This window comes from Paenibacillus sp. Soil766, from assembly GCF_001428105.1.
Taxonomy (GTDB): Bacteria; Bacillota; Bacilli; order Paenibacillales; family NBRC-103111; genus Paenibacillus_E.
This window is the reverse complement of record NZ_LMSJ01000058.1, coordinates 135,352-147,217: the sequence shown is the minus strand read 5'-3', so window position 1 is coordinate 147,217 and position 11,866 is coordinate 135,352. Positions and strand designations below refer to the sequence as shown.

At 44.1% G+C, this 11,866-nt stretch carries 18 protein-coding genes and 2 riboswitches; of the genes, 15 read left to right on the top strand and 3 right to left on the bottom strand.

Annotation, left to right across the window (positions count from 1 at the left end; all coding sequences use genetic code 11):
- Positions 1-4: 4 nt before the first annotated feature.
- The 6 genes from galE to ASG89_RS38035 all read left to right on the top strand — a co-directional run bounded on the left by galE (position 5) and on the right by ASG89_RS38035 (position 5,035).
- A complete protein-coding gene (galE, locus tag ASG89_RS31720) occupies positions 5-1,000 on the top strand; it encodes a UDP-glucose 4-epimerase GalE (RefSeq protein WP_057315338.1) in 996 nt (331 codons plus the stop codon).
- A gap of 157 nt (positions 1,001-1,157) precedes the next feature.
- The gene (locus ASG89_RS38045; RefSeq protein WP_157276885.1) at positions 1,158-1,460 is read left to right on the top strand and encodes a hypothetical protein; all 303 of its coding nucleotides are present in this window, start codon (positions 1,158-1,160) and stop codon (positions 1,458-1,460) included.
- A gap of 98 nt (positions 1,461-1,558) precedes the next feature.
- Positions 1,559-1,647: riboswitch (cyclic di-GMP riboswitch) on the top strand.
- Between the two features lie 849 nt (positions 1,648-2,496).
- Positions 2,497-2,835 carry a hypothetical protein gene (locus ASG89_RS38040; protein WP_235550001.1) on the top strand — a complete coding sequence of 113 codons (339 nt, stop codon included), beginning with the start codon at positions 2,497-2,499 and terminating at the stop codon, positions 2,833-2,835.
- Positions 2,760-3,776, top strand: a complete 1,017-nt coding sequence (gene ltrA / locus ASG89_RS31700) for a group II intron reverse transcriptase/maturase (RefSeq protein ID WP_235550012.1) — start codon at positions 2,760-2,762, stop codon at positions 3,774-3,776. The genes ASG89_RS38040 and ltrA overlap by 76 nt, the downstream gene beginning before the upstream one ends.
- 448 nt (positions 3,777-4,224) lie before the next feature.
- A complete protein-coding gene (locus ASG89_RS31695) occupies positions 4,225-4,851 on the top strand; it encodes an RCC1 domain-containing protein (protein ID WP_057315333.1) in 627 nt (208 codons plus the stop codon).
- A gap of 22 nt (positions 4,852-4,873) precedes the next feature.
- Complete coding sequence (locus ASG89_RS38035) at positions 4,874-5,035, top strand: hypothetical protein (RefSeq protein ID WP_157276883.1); 162 nt, start codon at positions 4,874-4,876, stop codon at positions 5,033-5,035.
- Positions 5,036-5,052: 17 nt separating this feature from the next.
- On the opposite strand, the gene ASG89_RS36865 is transcribed toward ASG89_RS38035, so the two are convergent.
- The gene (locus ASG89_RS36865) at positions 5,053-5,271 is read right to left on the bottom strand and encodes a hypothetical protein (RefSeq protein WP_157276882.1); all 219 of its coding nucleotides are present in this window, start codon (positions 5,269-5,271) and stop codon (positions 5,053-5,055) included.
- A 26-nt stretch (positions 5,272-5,297) separates the two neighbouring features.
- Here ASG89_RS36865 and ASG89_RS31690 point away from each other — a divergent pair, with 26 nt between their 5' ends.
- The 5 genes from ASG89_RS31690 (at position 5,298) to ASG89_RS38330 (ending at position 7,499) form a co-directional block, all read left to right on the top strand.
- The gene (locus ASG89_RS31690; RefSeq protein WP_057315332.1) at positions 5,298-5,759 is read left to right on the top strand and encodes a hypothetical protein; all 462 of its coding nucleotides are present in this window, start codon (positions 5,298-5,300) and stop codon (positions 5,757-5,759) included.
- 1 nt (position 5,760) lies between these two features.
- A complete protein-coding gene (locus tag ASG89_RS31685) occupies positions 5,761-6,009 on the top strand; it encodes an immunoglobulin-like domain-containing protein (protein ID WP_057315331.1) in 249 nt (82 codons plus the stop codon).
- Positions 5,976-6,827, top strand: a complete 852-nt coding sequence (locus tag ASG89_RS31680; RefSeq protein WP_268795691.1) for a chitobiase/beta-hexosaminidase C-terminal domain-containing protein — start codon at positions 5,976-5,978, stop codon at positions 6,825-6,827. Before ASG89_RS31685 ends, ASG89_RS31680 begins: the two co-directional genes overlap by 34 nt.
- Positions 6,772-7,026, top strand: coding sequence for a hypothetical protein (locus ASG89_RS36860; protein WP_157276878.1), 255 nt, complete (start codon positions 6,772-6,774; stop codon positions 7,024-7,026). The genes ASG89_RS31680 and ASG89_RS36860 overlap by 56 nt, the downstream gene beginning before the upstream one ends.
- A gap of 207 nt (positions 7,027-7,233) precedes the next feature.
- A riboswitch (cyclic di-GMP riboswitch) is annotated at positions 7,234-7,322 on the top strand.
- Between the two features lie 48 nt (positions 7,323-7,370).
- Entirely contained in the window at positions 7,371-7,499 is a 129-nt protein-coding gene (locus tag ASG89_RS38330; protein WP_268795687.1) for a hypothetical protein, read from the top strand.
- Between the two features lie 30 nt (positions 7,500-7,529).
- Here the strand turns inward: ASG89_RS38330 and ASG89_RS38325 are convergent, their stop codons facing one another.
- On the bottom strand, positions 7,530-7,652 hold the full coding sequence (locus tag ASG89_RS38325) for a hypothetical protein (RefSeq protein ID WP_268795686.1): 123 nt from the start codon (positions 7,650-7,652) through the stop codon (positions 7,530-7,532).
- A gap of 218 nt (positions 7,653-7,870) precedes the next feature.
- On the opposite strand from ASG89_RS38325, the gene ASG89_RS31675 reads away from it, so the two are divergent.
- The 4 genes from ASG89_RS31675 to ASG89_RS37250 all read left to right on the top strand — a co-directional run bounded on the left by ASG89_RS31675 (position 7,871) and on the right by ASG89_RS37250 (position 10,748).
- On the top strand, positions 7,871-8,587 hold the full coding sequence (locus ASG89_RS31675; RefSeq protein ID WP_057315329.1) for a hypothetical protein: 717 nt from the start codon (positions 7,871-7,873) through the stop codon (positions 8,585-8,587).
- A gap of 31 nt (positions 8,588-8,618) precedes the next feature.
- A complete protein-coding gene (locus tag ASG89_RS31670; protein WP_057315328.1) occupies positions 8,619-9,179 on the top strand; it encodes a hypothetical protein in 561 nt (186 codons plus the stop codon).
- A 23-nt stretch (positions 9,180-9,202) separates the two neighbouring features.
- Positions 9,203-10,189, top strand: a complete 987-nt coding sequence (locus tag ASG89_RS31665; protein ID WP_057315327.1) for a copper amine oxidase N-terminal domain-containing protein — start codon at positions 9,203-9,205, stop codon at positions 10,187-10,189.
- Between the two features lie 82 nt (positions 10,190-10,271).
- On the top strand, positions 10,272-10,748 hold the full coding sequence (locus tag ASG89_RS37250; RefSeq protein ID WP_235550000.1) for a hypothetical protein: 477 nt from the start codon (positions 10,272-10,274) through the stop codon (positions 10,746-10,748).
- A 79-nt stretch (positions 10,749-10,827) separates the two neighbouring features.
- Here ASG89_RS37250 and ASG89_RS31655 read toward each other — a convergent pair whose 3' ends face one another.
- A complete protein-coding gene (locus tag ASG89_RS31655; protein ID WP_057315325.1) occupies positions 10,828-11,601 on the bottom strand; it encodes a CPBP family intramembrane glutamic endopeptidase in 774 nt (257 codons plus the stop codon).
- Between the last annotated feature and the right edge of the window lie 265 nt (positions 11,602-11,866).

Genomic DNA, 11,866 nt, shown 5'->3' with positions numbered 1-11,866 from the left:
AACTATGAATATTTTGGTGACCGGAGGTACTGGCTATATTGGATCACACGCCTGTGTTGCTTTGCTTGAAGCAGGACATGATTTGATCGTTGTCGATAATCTTTATAATAGTAAAATTGATACACTTGAAAAGATGATGCGTCTAACAAATAAGGAAATTACATTCTATCAAGTCGATCTAACCAATGAACTGGCGGTTGATAAGATTTTTTCAATTCATTCCATCGATGGAGTAATTCATTTTGCTGGCATGAAAGCAGTAGGGGAGTCTGTCGAAGTACCTCTAACTTATTATTACAACAATATCGTCAGCACGATGGTCTTAGTTAAAGCCTGCCTAAAATATAACGTTTATCGCTTTGTGTTCAGTTCATCAGCAACTGTATATGGAGATAATACCGTCCCTTTCGTTGAAACAATGGATCTTCTACCGACGACAAATCCATATGGTGAAACAAAAGCGATGAGTGAACGAATTCTTATTGATATCGCAAAGGCGAATCCGACTTTTTCGGTCTCTCTTCTTCGATATTTCAACCCAGTGGGAGCTCACGAAAGCGGTTTGTTAGGCGAAAGACCGAATGGAACTCTCAATAACCTTATGCCGTATGTAACTCAAGCAGCCAAAGGTGTAATTAAAAAATTAAAGGTATTCGGAAGCGATTATCCAACAGTTGACGGTACTGGAGTACGCGATTACATTCACGTCATGGACTTGGCCGGAGGTCATGTAGCCGCTTTAAATAATATTAAAAAGGGAGTGCAAATCTATAACTTGGGAACGGGCAAAGGAACTAGTGTATTGGAGTTGATACATGCATTCGAAAAGGAAAATGGGATAGAAGTTCCATTTGAATTTGTAAATAGACGTCCTGGAGATATCGCAATTTGCTATGCCGATGTCTCGAAGGCTAATAAAGAACTAAATTGGACGGCCAAACGCGATATTTTCGCCATGTGTAGAGATACTTGGCGTTTTGAGCAAAATCTCGTCAAATAAGCAAAATCTGTTGAAAACAATCATATGATATTGCAAAAATCTGATGATAAAAATGTGTCTTTAATATAATAGCGAAGTAGAAATTCCATTGGAAAAAAATTTGTACTGTCTTGGGTGTCTCCAGCCTGTCGTAGTGAATTTGACGTTGCCGTATTTTATGTTGACGTTTAAGGCGAAAAGAGAGTTAGAATGGTGGTTGAAAGAGGAATTGAAGAAATGTGTACAGTTGTTTGGGGATGGCAGTCAATTAATCAAACTGTTATGTATAAAAATGCAGTTAGAATATTGTAGTCTACAGGTGCTGAAAGCTGATTCATTAAAGGAGACAAACTTTCATGATTTTTCTAATATTATCCTTTCTGATTCCTGTAAAGCTGTGAATGCAAATACTGTCTTTGGTTTTTGGATGTTCTTAGGCTTCGCTTCTAGTCCTCAAAAAATAATAAGCTCAACCAATTAGTTCTTTCTACCCCCTTCATCTAACCAAAACACGAAAAAAAACCATTACCGCAAATTTTTCATTTACTACAATAGGTACATAAGTCAATCATATAAATCAGACGATAATGGCAAAACTGATGAAAATCAGTGACGTAAAGCTATAGGTACTAAGGTGGGTCAATCCAGTATGTCAGCCAGCTTCCGAATTGTGCCTCCGCCGTGGGTTTATGTGAATTCGGGAAGGAATAGCATGGATAAGTATTGGCATTCTTTCTGGCTGCGGTTAAATGAAATGATCCAGGATAGCTGTATCTTTTGATATTGAGCGAAGTTTAAGATTTTTGATGAAATTAGTTATCACCGAACGAAATTGCATACATATGAGAAAGCACCTAGACAAGGTGCTTTCTTTCTTGTGCGCTTGGCAGCACAACAACTAAGGAGTGAAAGTCTCCAGCATACCGCTAGGTGGCGGAAGTGTATAGCTAACCCATAGTGCTTCGTCCGTGAGGAGAGGTGTGGAGGATGGGAAGGCAAACCCTGGAACAGGCGACATCAACCAAGTTGGCTGTCGAGATCGGACAACCCTGCAAGGAAAGGGGACGTCCCATACCACCATTGGTCTCGAAAGTTAGGAGGACTGGATTCAGGGGAAAGTTGTTGATGTGACCCAAGGAGATCTCATCGTTCCCGCAAAGCGGTAACTCTTGAGCAAGATCGTGAGGATCAAGGCGAGACTAAGAATGGTGAGAAGTCAGACGTAGGGATAGTAGTGAGGAAGCTTGCCAGAAAGGTCGCAAAGGCAAGCGAAGCGGTGCGGAAAAAAAAGTCACCGTTACAAACTCCGACCCAAAAGGCGGGGATTTGTGTGAAGCCCGAAACCATGAAAGAAGAGAGATTGAGTGAAGCCATGTCCAGACAGGAGCCGAGGAGCCAAGAAGTGCGAAGATTCGGGGAATGAACATAAGAAGAAGCCGTCTGGGGCGAGTACCGAAAGCGAAACGGAGATTGCGCAAGCTACAAACCGTGGAACTGAAAGGGAAGGATAAACGAACATGGGGAAACAAGAGCAACACAATCGCTCTCGTGAGGGAGTAAATATGCAAGAAGAACGAAAATGGTACAGTCTAATCGATAAGATATGGGCGAAACCAAACATGGAGGAAGCCTTCAAGGAAGTCAAGCGAAATCGAGGTGCGGTAGGGATAGATCGAACGACCATCAAGGCGTTTGAATCAAAGTTGGAACACCATCTAGAAGTGCTCCAGCAAGCGTTGAAAGCAAGGCATATCGCCCTAAGCCAGTTCGACGTGTATACATCCCGAAAGCAGATGGAACGCAAAGACCCCTGGGCATACCTACCGTGGGAGACCGAGTTATACAAGCCGCGGTAAGACGCATATTGGAACCGATCTTTGAGTCCAAATTCATGGATTGCAGCTATGGGTTTCGTCCAGGGAGAAACGCACACATGGCATTGAAGAACATCCGCAAAGATATAAACGAGGGGTTCTGCTATGTCATAGATGCCGATCTCAAATCGTATTTTGACACTATTCCTCATGGTAAGCTTATTGAGAAGGTGAAAGAAACGGTGGTGGATGGAAGCGTGCTGTCATTGCTGGAAAAGTTTCTAAAGGCAGGGGTTATAGAAGGCGGAAACTACTATGTAAATGAGCATGGAACTCCGCAAGGAGGAGTCATAAGCCCCCTGCTAGCCAACATCTATTTGCATCCACTGGACAAGATCATGACCGAGCGAGGTCATCGAATGACCCGCTATGCGGATGACTTTGTCATCTGTTGCCGAACACAGAAAGGTGCACAGCGAGTGATGAAATCTGTTATACGTCTCCTTGAAAGGGAAATGGGGCTGAAAGTGCACCCAGAGAAAACAAAGATTGTTAACAGTGCAAGGGAAGCATTTGTGTTCTTAGGGCATGAATTTAAGCCTGGAAAGAGAATGATCCCCTCACAGAAAGCATTAACGAAATTCAAGGAGCGAATTCGGGCAATCACGAGAAGGAACCAGACGGTACATGTGCAACAGTTGGTGAAGAAGGTGTTAAACCCTTACGTGCGTGGATGGGGGAATTATTTTGGGACGGGTGAAGTATTTAACCGATTCCGAGAACTAGATAGATGGATACGAAGACGCCTCCGATCGGTTCAACTGCGAAGTTGGAAGAAAGTGAGAAAACTCCACCGAGAAATGCGAAAGCGAGGGTGGGACAACAAAGACATGCCTGGGCTTCGAATGACAGCATGGCGAAGTTCACATTCAACTTACGCACGTATGCAATGCCAAATAAATGGTTTGAAGAAATCGGATTAAGTAGTCTTCTAGCGATTTACAAAGAACATCATCCCCAAAGGGGATAAACATGGAGGAGCCGGATGCGAAGAGCCGCAAGTCCGGATCTGTGAGAGGCCCATGCATATGCGCATGGGCCTACTCGATTTGATAGAAAAGGAATGTGTAGCGAACCGTAAATAAGTATATGAGAGGTGATTCAGTAGTGATTGAACAATGTGTGTAGGTGCTATTAAGTATTATGAAGTCTGCTGACGAGTTAGATGGACTGGTATACTCGACCTTTCATTATGCCTAAATAAAGCAAAAAAACGACATAAAAACGCGGAATATGCAATATACAGAAAGCCGTGAAATTTGGTAATATAGGCGTTAGGTCCTAACAATCACGAATAAACAAAAGACAGGAGAATTAACAACGAATATTATTCGACAAAAAAGAAGTTTTTCTATTATACTTGCGTTCTTGTTGTTGCTTTCCAGCTTTGGTTTGGGCAATCTTTCATTCTTTATTCCAGTTGCATCGGCTTCAACGGATGTGAAGGCGATGGTATCCGGCGGATATAACCATGTATTAGCTTTGAAGTCGGACGGCACGGTTTGGGCCTGGGGCGACAATACGAACGGACAATTAGGCGATGGTACCTCGGAAGGGCAACAGCCCAGCCCGAGGCAAGTATATGATGCAGATGGCGATCCATTAACGGATATCGTCAAGGTGGTCGCAGGCGGAGATCATTCTATGGCTCTGAGAAGCGATGGTACCTTGTGGGAATGGGGAGGCTGGGTTCGATCAGACAACCAGATGGAGAATATTCTCTCCCCGCGGCAAGTGTCACTCCCTAAGGTGAAGGACATGGCAACAGGCGGGCTCTTCTGCTTGGCTTTATTGGAAGATGGAACTGTCTGGGGATGGGTCAAGAATGATTGGGGACAAATGGCTACTGGCGTTAGCGGGTTACTTGTAAGCTTTTATAGTACGCCCGTGAAAGTGGTGGGTCCACTTGGAATTGGTGATCTAACCGATGTTGTGAAGCTCGTCTCTTCCGATTCATCTCCCGTCACCCGCATTCTTTGCGGACATCGAGAAGAATGATGGCGGCTTTCTTTCGGAAGGTGTGAATTCCACCTGGGCTTATGAGACACCGAATTACAACAAAGGGCCTGCGAGCGCGCATTCGGGGACAGCGGTTTGGGGAACTAACTTAACCAGCAATTATTGTGATGAAGAGAACAGTTATCTCATCTCGGGTCCCATCGACGCATTCGGTGACATGTAATCTTTGTTGTAACCTATTCAGCTGAGTCTCACGCTTGTCTTCGGTGGCAGTTGGATCTTCGTTAACCTGCTGAGCAGTATCATACGCGCTTTGCAGCATGCTGCGATCGCCGTATCTGTATTGCCCTCCTTACTGACATCGATGTAGCTAAAGTCACAATTCTTTTCGGTTTGTTCCCACACGTAGGCAGAAACGACTACCTTTTGAACGCTATTTCCGAGGATAGTATACTTCACCCTCACCTTCGCCTTCATAAGAATGGTTGCCGCCTGTAAACTTATGCAAGGTTTCCCAGGATTACCTGCAAACAGCAGGCTCACTTGCTTATCAGCTGAATCATTCCTTCATGATGTCTCTTGAAAACTCAAATTGGGTGCAAGAGCATGTATGGGACGTAAGCGGTTTAGACGGCCGTATTTGGAACGGGACCGGGTCGGTATCCGCCAAAGTGGGTCTACTTTCCGCAAACGAATACTTGCAATACGGGACCGTCTATCCGGGCGAAAGCGGTTTGCAGGATCACCTTGGAAATGTTTGGACATTGACACCTGCTACCTTTATTGGTGCAGAGTTGGGGACTATTAATCAGGGATTGTATCAAGTCAATGATTACGGCAATTTGAGTAGTGCTGCTCCCAGAGCTTACATACACATAAGGCCGGTCATTTATTTAAGGACAGACCTTGTACAGGCTGCAGGCAGCGGATCGGATGAAGATCCATAAAATGGCAGCGCGTAACGTGAGTTTCGACTTGGTGGTAAAAGGGGGTCTAATCACGGAAGCTGAGATTGTGGCTGCAGACATGTCGGCGCTAACGTTGGCTTCGATCCTAGAAAACAACGTGGACGAAAGCAACGTCACTACGAACCTAGTATTGCCGACGACAGGAACACTCGGTTCCACCATCGAGTGGACGAGTAACAACACGGCGATTGCACCATATACGGCGTCTTTACGGCCGATCAAGCGGTAGAGCCTGTTGCGAATCCGGCAAGCGGTTCAGTATTACAAGTCGGTAAGTCCATTTCTCTAACGTCAGCCACTGATGGTGTGAATATTCGATATACGATCGATGGAACTGAGCCCACATCGGAAAGCATGCTATACGATACTCAGAATCAACCAACTGCCGTTGCTGGAGGCAGCCTAACAGTTAGAGCTATCGCACAGAAGGACGGAATGATCGACAGTAATGCGCAAACCTTCGTATATACGATTTCGACTCTGAGCGACAACGCCAATCTGACTGGTATTCTTGCAAGCACAGACAGTTCATTCTCGAATTTGTTCGCGGTAACCCCAGAGGGTTCGGCTGGAACTACTATATATGCGGCTACAGTATCCAAAGTCGTAAACGCAGTGTACGTAAATGCTTTGACAGAGCATGTTGGCGCTATGGTAAGTATGTTTAAAGATGGACTGCCGGTAACAGTAAGCAACGCAGTTTACTTGAATGTTGGCGTAAATCCGGTTCATATCATCGTTATTGCCGAGAACGGGAATCGGCAAGCGTTCACGTTGAACATCAACAAGCTGGGCTCTGGCAACGCGGATATCAGTGGCATTCGATATGGAAATGAGCCGCTCCTGCAATCAGGCAATACATTTATGCTGAATGTGGGATGGGACATGGCAACCGTAAATGTTCTTGTGGATTTATCGGATCCGACCGCTCAAATGACCGTGACGGGTGCGACCTACGACATGACTGTTATTCATATTAAAGATCTTAGCTTTGACGCAAGCCAGAACATACCCGATTATCGTTACGGCGCAAGACGGAACGGTTAAAACGTTCAGTCTCCAAATTGTGCGGAGCTCTGAGCCATCGAAAGAAATTCTAGACACTAATCATGACGGCTTCATCTCTATCGATGACGTGTCTAAGCTGGTGCTCGAACAATTTGATGTCGACGGAAACGGATTTGATTCGAACGACGTAATGTACTTACTTCGCCAAATTGAACCGAGGTTCGTGAAAATGAAGTAGGCTGTTCAATAAGAAAGGCTTCCCATCAGTCTGAACTTGACTGTGGGAAGCCTTTTTGTTAAGAATCTGCGAAGAAACGGCGCTTTCCAGGTACTGGGAGGAAATTAGTACTTTAGACATGCCGTCTCCAGAATTAACACGACGAAAAGACCATTGCCGCAAGTTATGCATTTGCTACAATAAGTATATAAATCAATTACATAAATCGGACGATAATGGCAAAACTGGTGAAAATCAGTGACGCAAAGCTATAGGGACTAAGGTGGGGTAATCCAGTATGTCAGCCAGCTTCCGAATCATCGTGCCTCCGCCGTGGGTTTATGTGAAATCGAGGAGGAATTAGAATGAATAAGTATTGGCATTCTTTCTGGTTGCGGTTTAATGAAGTGATTTTGGAGAGTTGTATCTGTGAGATCGAGCGAACAAAGATTTTCGATAAAATTAGTTATCACCGCACGAAATTGTATACATAAGCGAAGGCGCCTTGACCAGGTGCTTTTTTCTTAAATTCGTTTGCGACTAAAACCCCAATATTTGATCCAAATCATTCCTTCATCGTCTTTGAATAGCTTAATACCTACTAATTTCAATGGCGTCCAAACCTCTGTAAAGTAATAATTAGGCATTGCATCGCCTCCCGTATGATGTAGCTTTCTTAACTATAACTGCTATCTTCTAAAAAGGTTGTCGAAATTCGTAATTCAAACTCTCTTGATGATCTATATATTTACGCTAAAGCACCCTCAGGGTGCTTTTTTCTGTGATATTCCCCGACAAGATGTGACTTCAAGGCTCAAAAAGCATATAATAGAGTTATCCAGTATGTGACTTGTGTGGTGATGAAATGGTAAAGAAGAAATGGAAGAAGCGATTATTGTGGTTAGGAAGCAGTCTGATTGTTTTGCTTGCTATTGGGTATTATGGCATGAACATAGCTATGTCGTATGTTATGCAATCGATGATACCGCAGGTTCCTTTTGAAATTAGTGGACAACCTTTAGATAGCGATAGTCAAATGACAGGTTTGATAGGCGTAAGTGAGGAGGCTGAAAGTGGTGTTGTACCTACAGATAAAGCGGCAGATTCTTCGGTTGCTAATGTTAAGCAGGTTGAAGCGAACTCCCAAGGTAGTCAGTCTCAGTCTACCACTGCACCTATTAGATCTAAAAGTAGCGAAGCCGTAGTCACTGGCTCTAGTGTCGTCAGTGAACCTAGTGTAGCTAAGCAAGCTGGGCAGACTGTTCCTCCAACACCACAGGCGACAAAGGATAGTTTAGCTTATCAGGCTCAAATTTCAACGGAGAAAGCGAAAGCGGTCCAAAAGGCGATCACGCTCAAGGAGAAGGCGGCTGTAAGTTCAGTCCTGTTGAAAAAATTGAGTGCTTCAGATCTTCAACTTTTTGCGAAAATGGCCGGGAATGGCTTGTCTATGGAAGAGAAGAAGATTGCTAAGGAAATTATTTTAAAGAAGTTATCGGAGAATGAATATAACCAGTTGATTGGGATCGCAGCGAAATATGGATTGAGCGAGGGAAAGTCGTATAAAGACACGCAGAAGTAATCACAGATTATATATAGGCAGAGGTGATTTTTTGAGAAAGCGACTCATTCTAGTTTTGGTTGGTATAGGTATTTTAGGTGCGGGCGGCTATTCGGCCTATACCTATGGTTTGAATGTGATAGGGAATAAAATTGCTGATCGGCTTGTTGTTGAAGCGGAGAATAATCAACAATTGTTGGAACAAATAGATATACCTACAATACCTGAATCCTTCATATCTTCTGAGACATCTGTGCAGTCTTCTGAGCCTGGTGTTACAGATAAGCAAGTTGGTAACTCGAATGCAGTTAATTTGGATCAGGGACAAGCAGAATCGAAGTCTGTTCAGAGCAAGCAAACTCAGCAAGTTGCGGCCAATGACCAAGAGAAACAAACTGCAACTGAGAAGAAGGATGCTGTATCATTTGGCGGTAAGCAGGAAGCTGTGAAGTTCGTGATGAGCCGGTTTTCGGCGTCAGAACTCAACAAACTAAGGCAAATAGCTAGCGGGGGATTGACAGCTGAGGAGAAGGCAGAGTTGAAGAAAATTGCCTATACGAAGTTTACATCAGCAGAAATTGCTGCAGTACAGAAAGTGGTTTCTTCCCAATAATACATAGAAGAGGTGTTCAGGAAATGAAAATAAGTCAACGAATGAAAGCAATAACAGGATTATCCTTAGCTGTGATGATGGGGATTACTGCACAAGCGTCAGCAGCACAAGAACCAATGGATGTGGATGTGTATCAGGTTCCGATGCATTTTACGTTTGATGGGAAGGAATATGCACCACCAGAGGGTCAGCAGGGTTTTATTTATCAAGGTACGACCTATGTTCCCATTCGATTCATCTCCTACTCGCTAGATAAAGCGGTCAACTGGGACCCGAATACGTATACGGTGACGATTGTAGAGCCTAAGGCAACAGATAAAATTAATATTAGCGAATATAAATTAAACACACAGATTTTTTCGAAAAGTACTGAGAAGTTCGATAAATCGAAGTTGGCTCCAAGTAGTTTGAAGGTATATAAAGAGAAGATTAATTATGTTTTTGATGGTGTAAAAAAGAGCCCAGCCGATGAATTACCAGGGTATATTGTGGATGGCAGTTTGTTTGTTCCAATCCGTTTCTTCTCGGAGTCTGTTGGGAAAACGATTAACTGGAATCCGGAAACTTATACGGTGTCCGCGGATACGAAGGAAGAGACGAAACCTGAGGTGAAATTGCCGGAGACGAAACCAGAGACGAAGCCTGTTGAAACGCCGCCAATTGGTGGCGGGGCTGGTGGTGGAGGCGGTGGCGGTGGCGGTGGCGGATCCACCATTAAAGCATCTGAAGCTTCGATTAAGGCTGATGCTGAGGCACAAATGGCCCAGCTAAAAGCAGATGCTAAAGCTGCATTACAAGCGCTATATGATCAGTATAAAGAAAATCCAAGTCCAAGTTTGATCGCGGAAGGCTTAGCGAAAGTAGAGCAAATTAATAATCAATTTGAGCAAATTAACAATGACACGAAAGCAAAGCTAAGTGAAAACGGTTATGATACTTCCATTACGGATTCATACAAAGAACAATATGAGCAAATGAAGGAAGATGAACTGGCTAATATAAATAAGTAATCCGCCCATTTTTGGGCTTTCATTCACCGAGTAGGCAATCGCACACATACAGTATAGAAGAAAAACAAACTATACAGAGATTGTGAGTGATTCCGATATGACGAAGCGTGAAGATCAAGAATTTCGTCCACCGCTCGGTGGGCATGGCGGCGGTATTGGCCATGGACCTGGAGGCATCGGGGGACCTGGAGGTATTGGCCATGGACCTGGAGGCATCGGGGGACCTGGAGGTATTGGCCATGGACCTGGCGGTATTGGACACGGCCCAGGAGGCATTGGAGGACCTGGCGGTCCAGGGCACTTCCCAGGTGGCCCCGGCGGTCCAGGGCATTTCCCTGGAGGCCCAGGCATTGGTCACGGACCAGGCCATGGGCCAGGTTGGCATCCGCACGGCGGCGGCTTTAATAACTTACTGCCGTGGGTAGTGGCTCCATTGTTATACGGTGCTGCGACGCAGCCGTATTATCAATATCCGCCTTATTACCCATACCCTTATCCATACCCGCCATACTATCAGCAATATCCACCGTACCCGCCATATCCAGTTGTACGGGAGTAGGTTTTCTAGCATTAAACAAAGAGCTGCTAAACAAGTAGGAAATCCCACTTGTTTAGCAGCTCTTTTGCATGAGTAACACTCAGGCAGAAATTTGAATATGTGTTTTGCGTCTACGTGTTAACATGACAGCTAAATAAGTGCCATACAGCAAGTAACAGATATTCAGCACAGCAACAACGAAAACTTCGTTCTCAGTTGTTGTTGCATTCGTCAACTGGGCCATGGCATCGAACATAAAATGAAAAATGATTAGCGGGAGAATACGAGCCGTCATTTCAATCAGTAAGGCTAAAATGAGTCCGATGAGAAATGCGTTAATGATCTGTAGTAAAATTGACAACCAGTCTCGGCCATTCAGGGCATTGGCCATATGTAGGATACCAAAGAAAATGGAAGAAAACAGGATGTAAAACAGAGAGCCTTTATCCTTCAATTTTTCCCAAATGATCCCCCGGAAGATTGACTCTTCGGTATACCCCACCACAAGTGAAAAAAGGACAATCAAGACAACCTTGCCTAAAGATAGTTCGATATTTATTCCACCAATCGCAGGTTGAACAAAGACGATGATACCAAGCGGAACATAGTACAGCGCCGCTTTATTGTCCCCTCCTGACAACCGCTTGAAGCCATACACGGCCATCGTTCTATCTTTCCTTCGCATATATAGGGTAATAGCTATCGCCATAACGAAGAATGCGCACCCTTGTGCAACCATTATGCCTGTATCTCCCAAGCCTTGTACAGTGGCTACAGCTGATGCTACAGAAACCAATAAGGTAAGCACAATGCCTAGGAATAGCGAGAATAGTACTGGCCGACCTTTGTAAGGTTGATCAGACATTATACGCATGCCATACACCTCTTTCAACTGAATGTAAACAAATTCCATTATAGCGGTAAATGGATAAAAAAGGAATATCAATATAACCCATGGTTGCATGAATGAAGTACAACTACGTGCTTATAAATTTCTGTTATTTCATTTGATTCGACAAAATCTATTATTAAATTAATACTTTACTAAAGATTGAATGATAGAATACCGGTATAACCATACACATTTCGACAAATTTCTACAATTAGTAGTTTAGGATGGGTATGCGAGAACTACCTTT

Coding starts and splice junctions, on each gene's coding strand:
- galE (WP_057315338.1), top strand. CDS start 5: ATGAATATTTTGGTGACCGGAGGTACTGGCTATATTGGATCACACGCC.
- ASG89_RS38045 (WP_157276885.1), top strand. CDS start 1,158: ATGTTGACGTTTAAGGCGAAAAGAGAGTTAGAATGGTGGTTGAAAGAG.
- ASG89_RS38040 (WP_235550001.1), top strand. CDS start 2,497: ATGGGGAAACAAGAGCAACACAATCGCTCTCGTGAGGGAGTAAATATG.
- ASG89_RS31685 (WP_057315331.1), top strand. CDS start 5,761: ATGGCAGCGCGTAACGTGAGTTTCGACTTGGTGGTAAAAGGGGGTCTA.
- ASG89_RS38330 (WP_268795687.1), top strand. CDS start 7,371: ATGAATAAGTATTGGCATTCTTTCTGGTTGCGGTTTAATGAAGTGATT.
- ASG89_RS38325 (WP_268795686.1), bottom strand. CDS start 7,652: ATGCCTAATTATTACTTTACAGAGGTTTGGACGCCATTGAAATTAGTA.
- ASG89_RS31675 (WP_057315329.1), top strand. CDS start 7,871: ATGGTAAAGAAGAAATGGAAGAAGCGATTATTGTGGTTAGGAAGCAGT.
- ASG89_RS31665 (WP_057315327.1), top strand. CDS start 9,203: ATGAAAATAAGTCAACGAATGAAAGCAATAACAGGATTATCCTTAGCT.
- ASG89_RS31655 (WP_057315325.1), bottom strand. CDS start 11,601: ATGCGTATAATGTCTGATCAACCTTACAAAGGTCGGCCAGTACTATTC.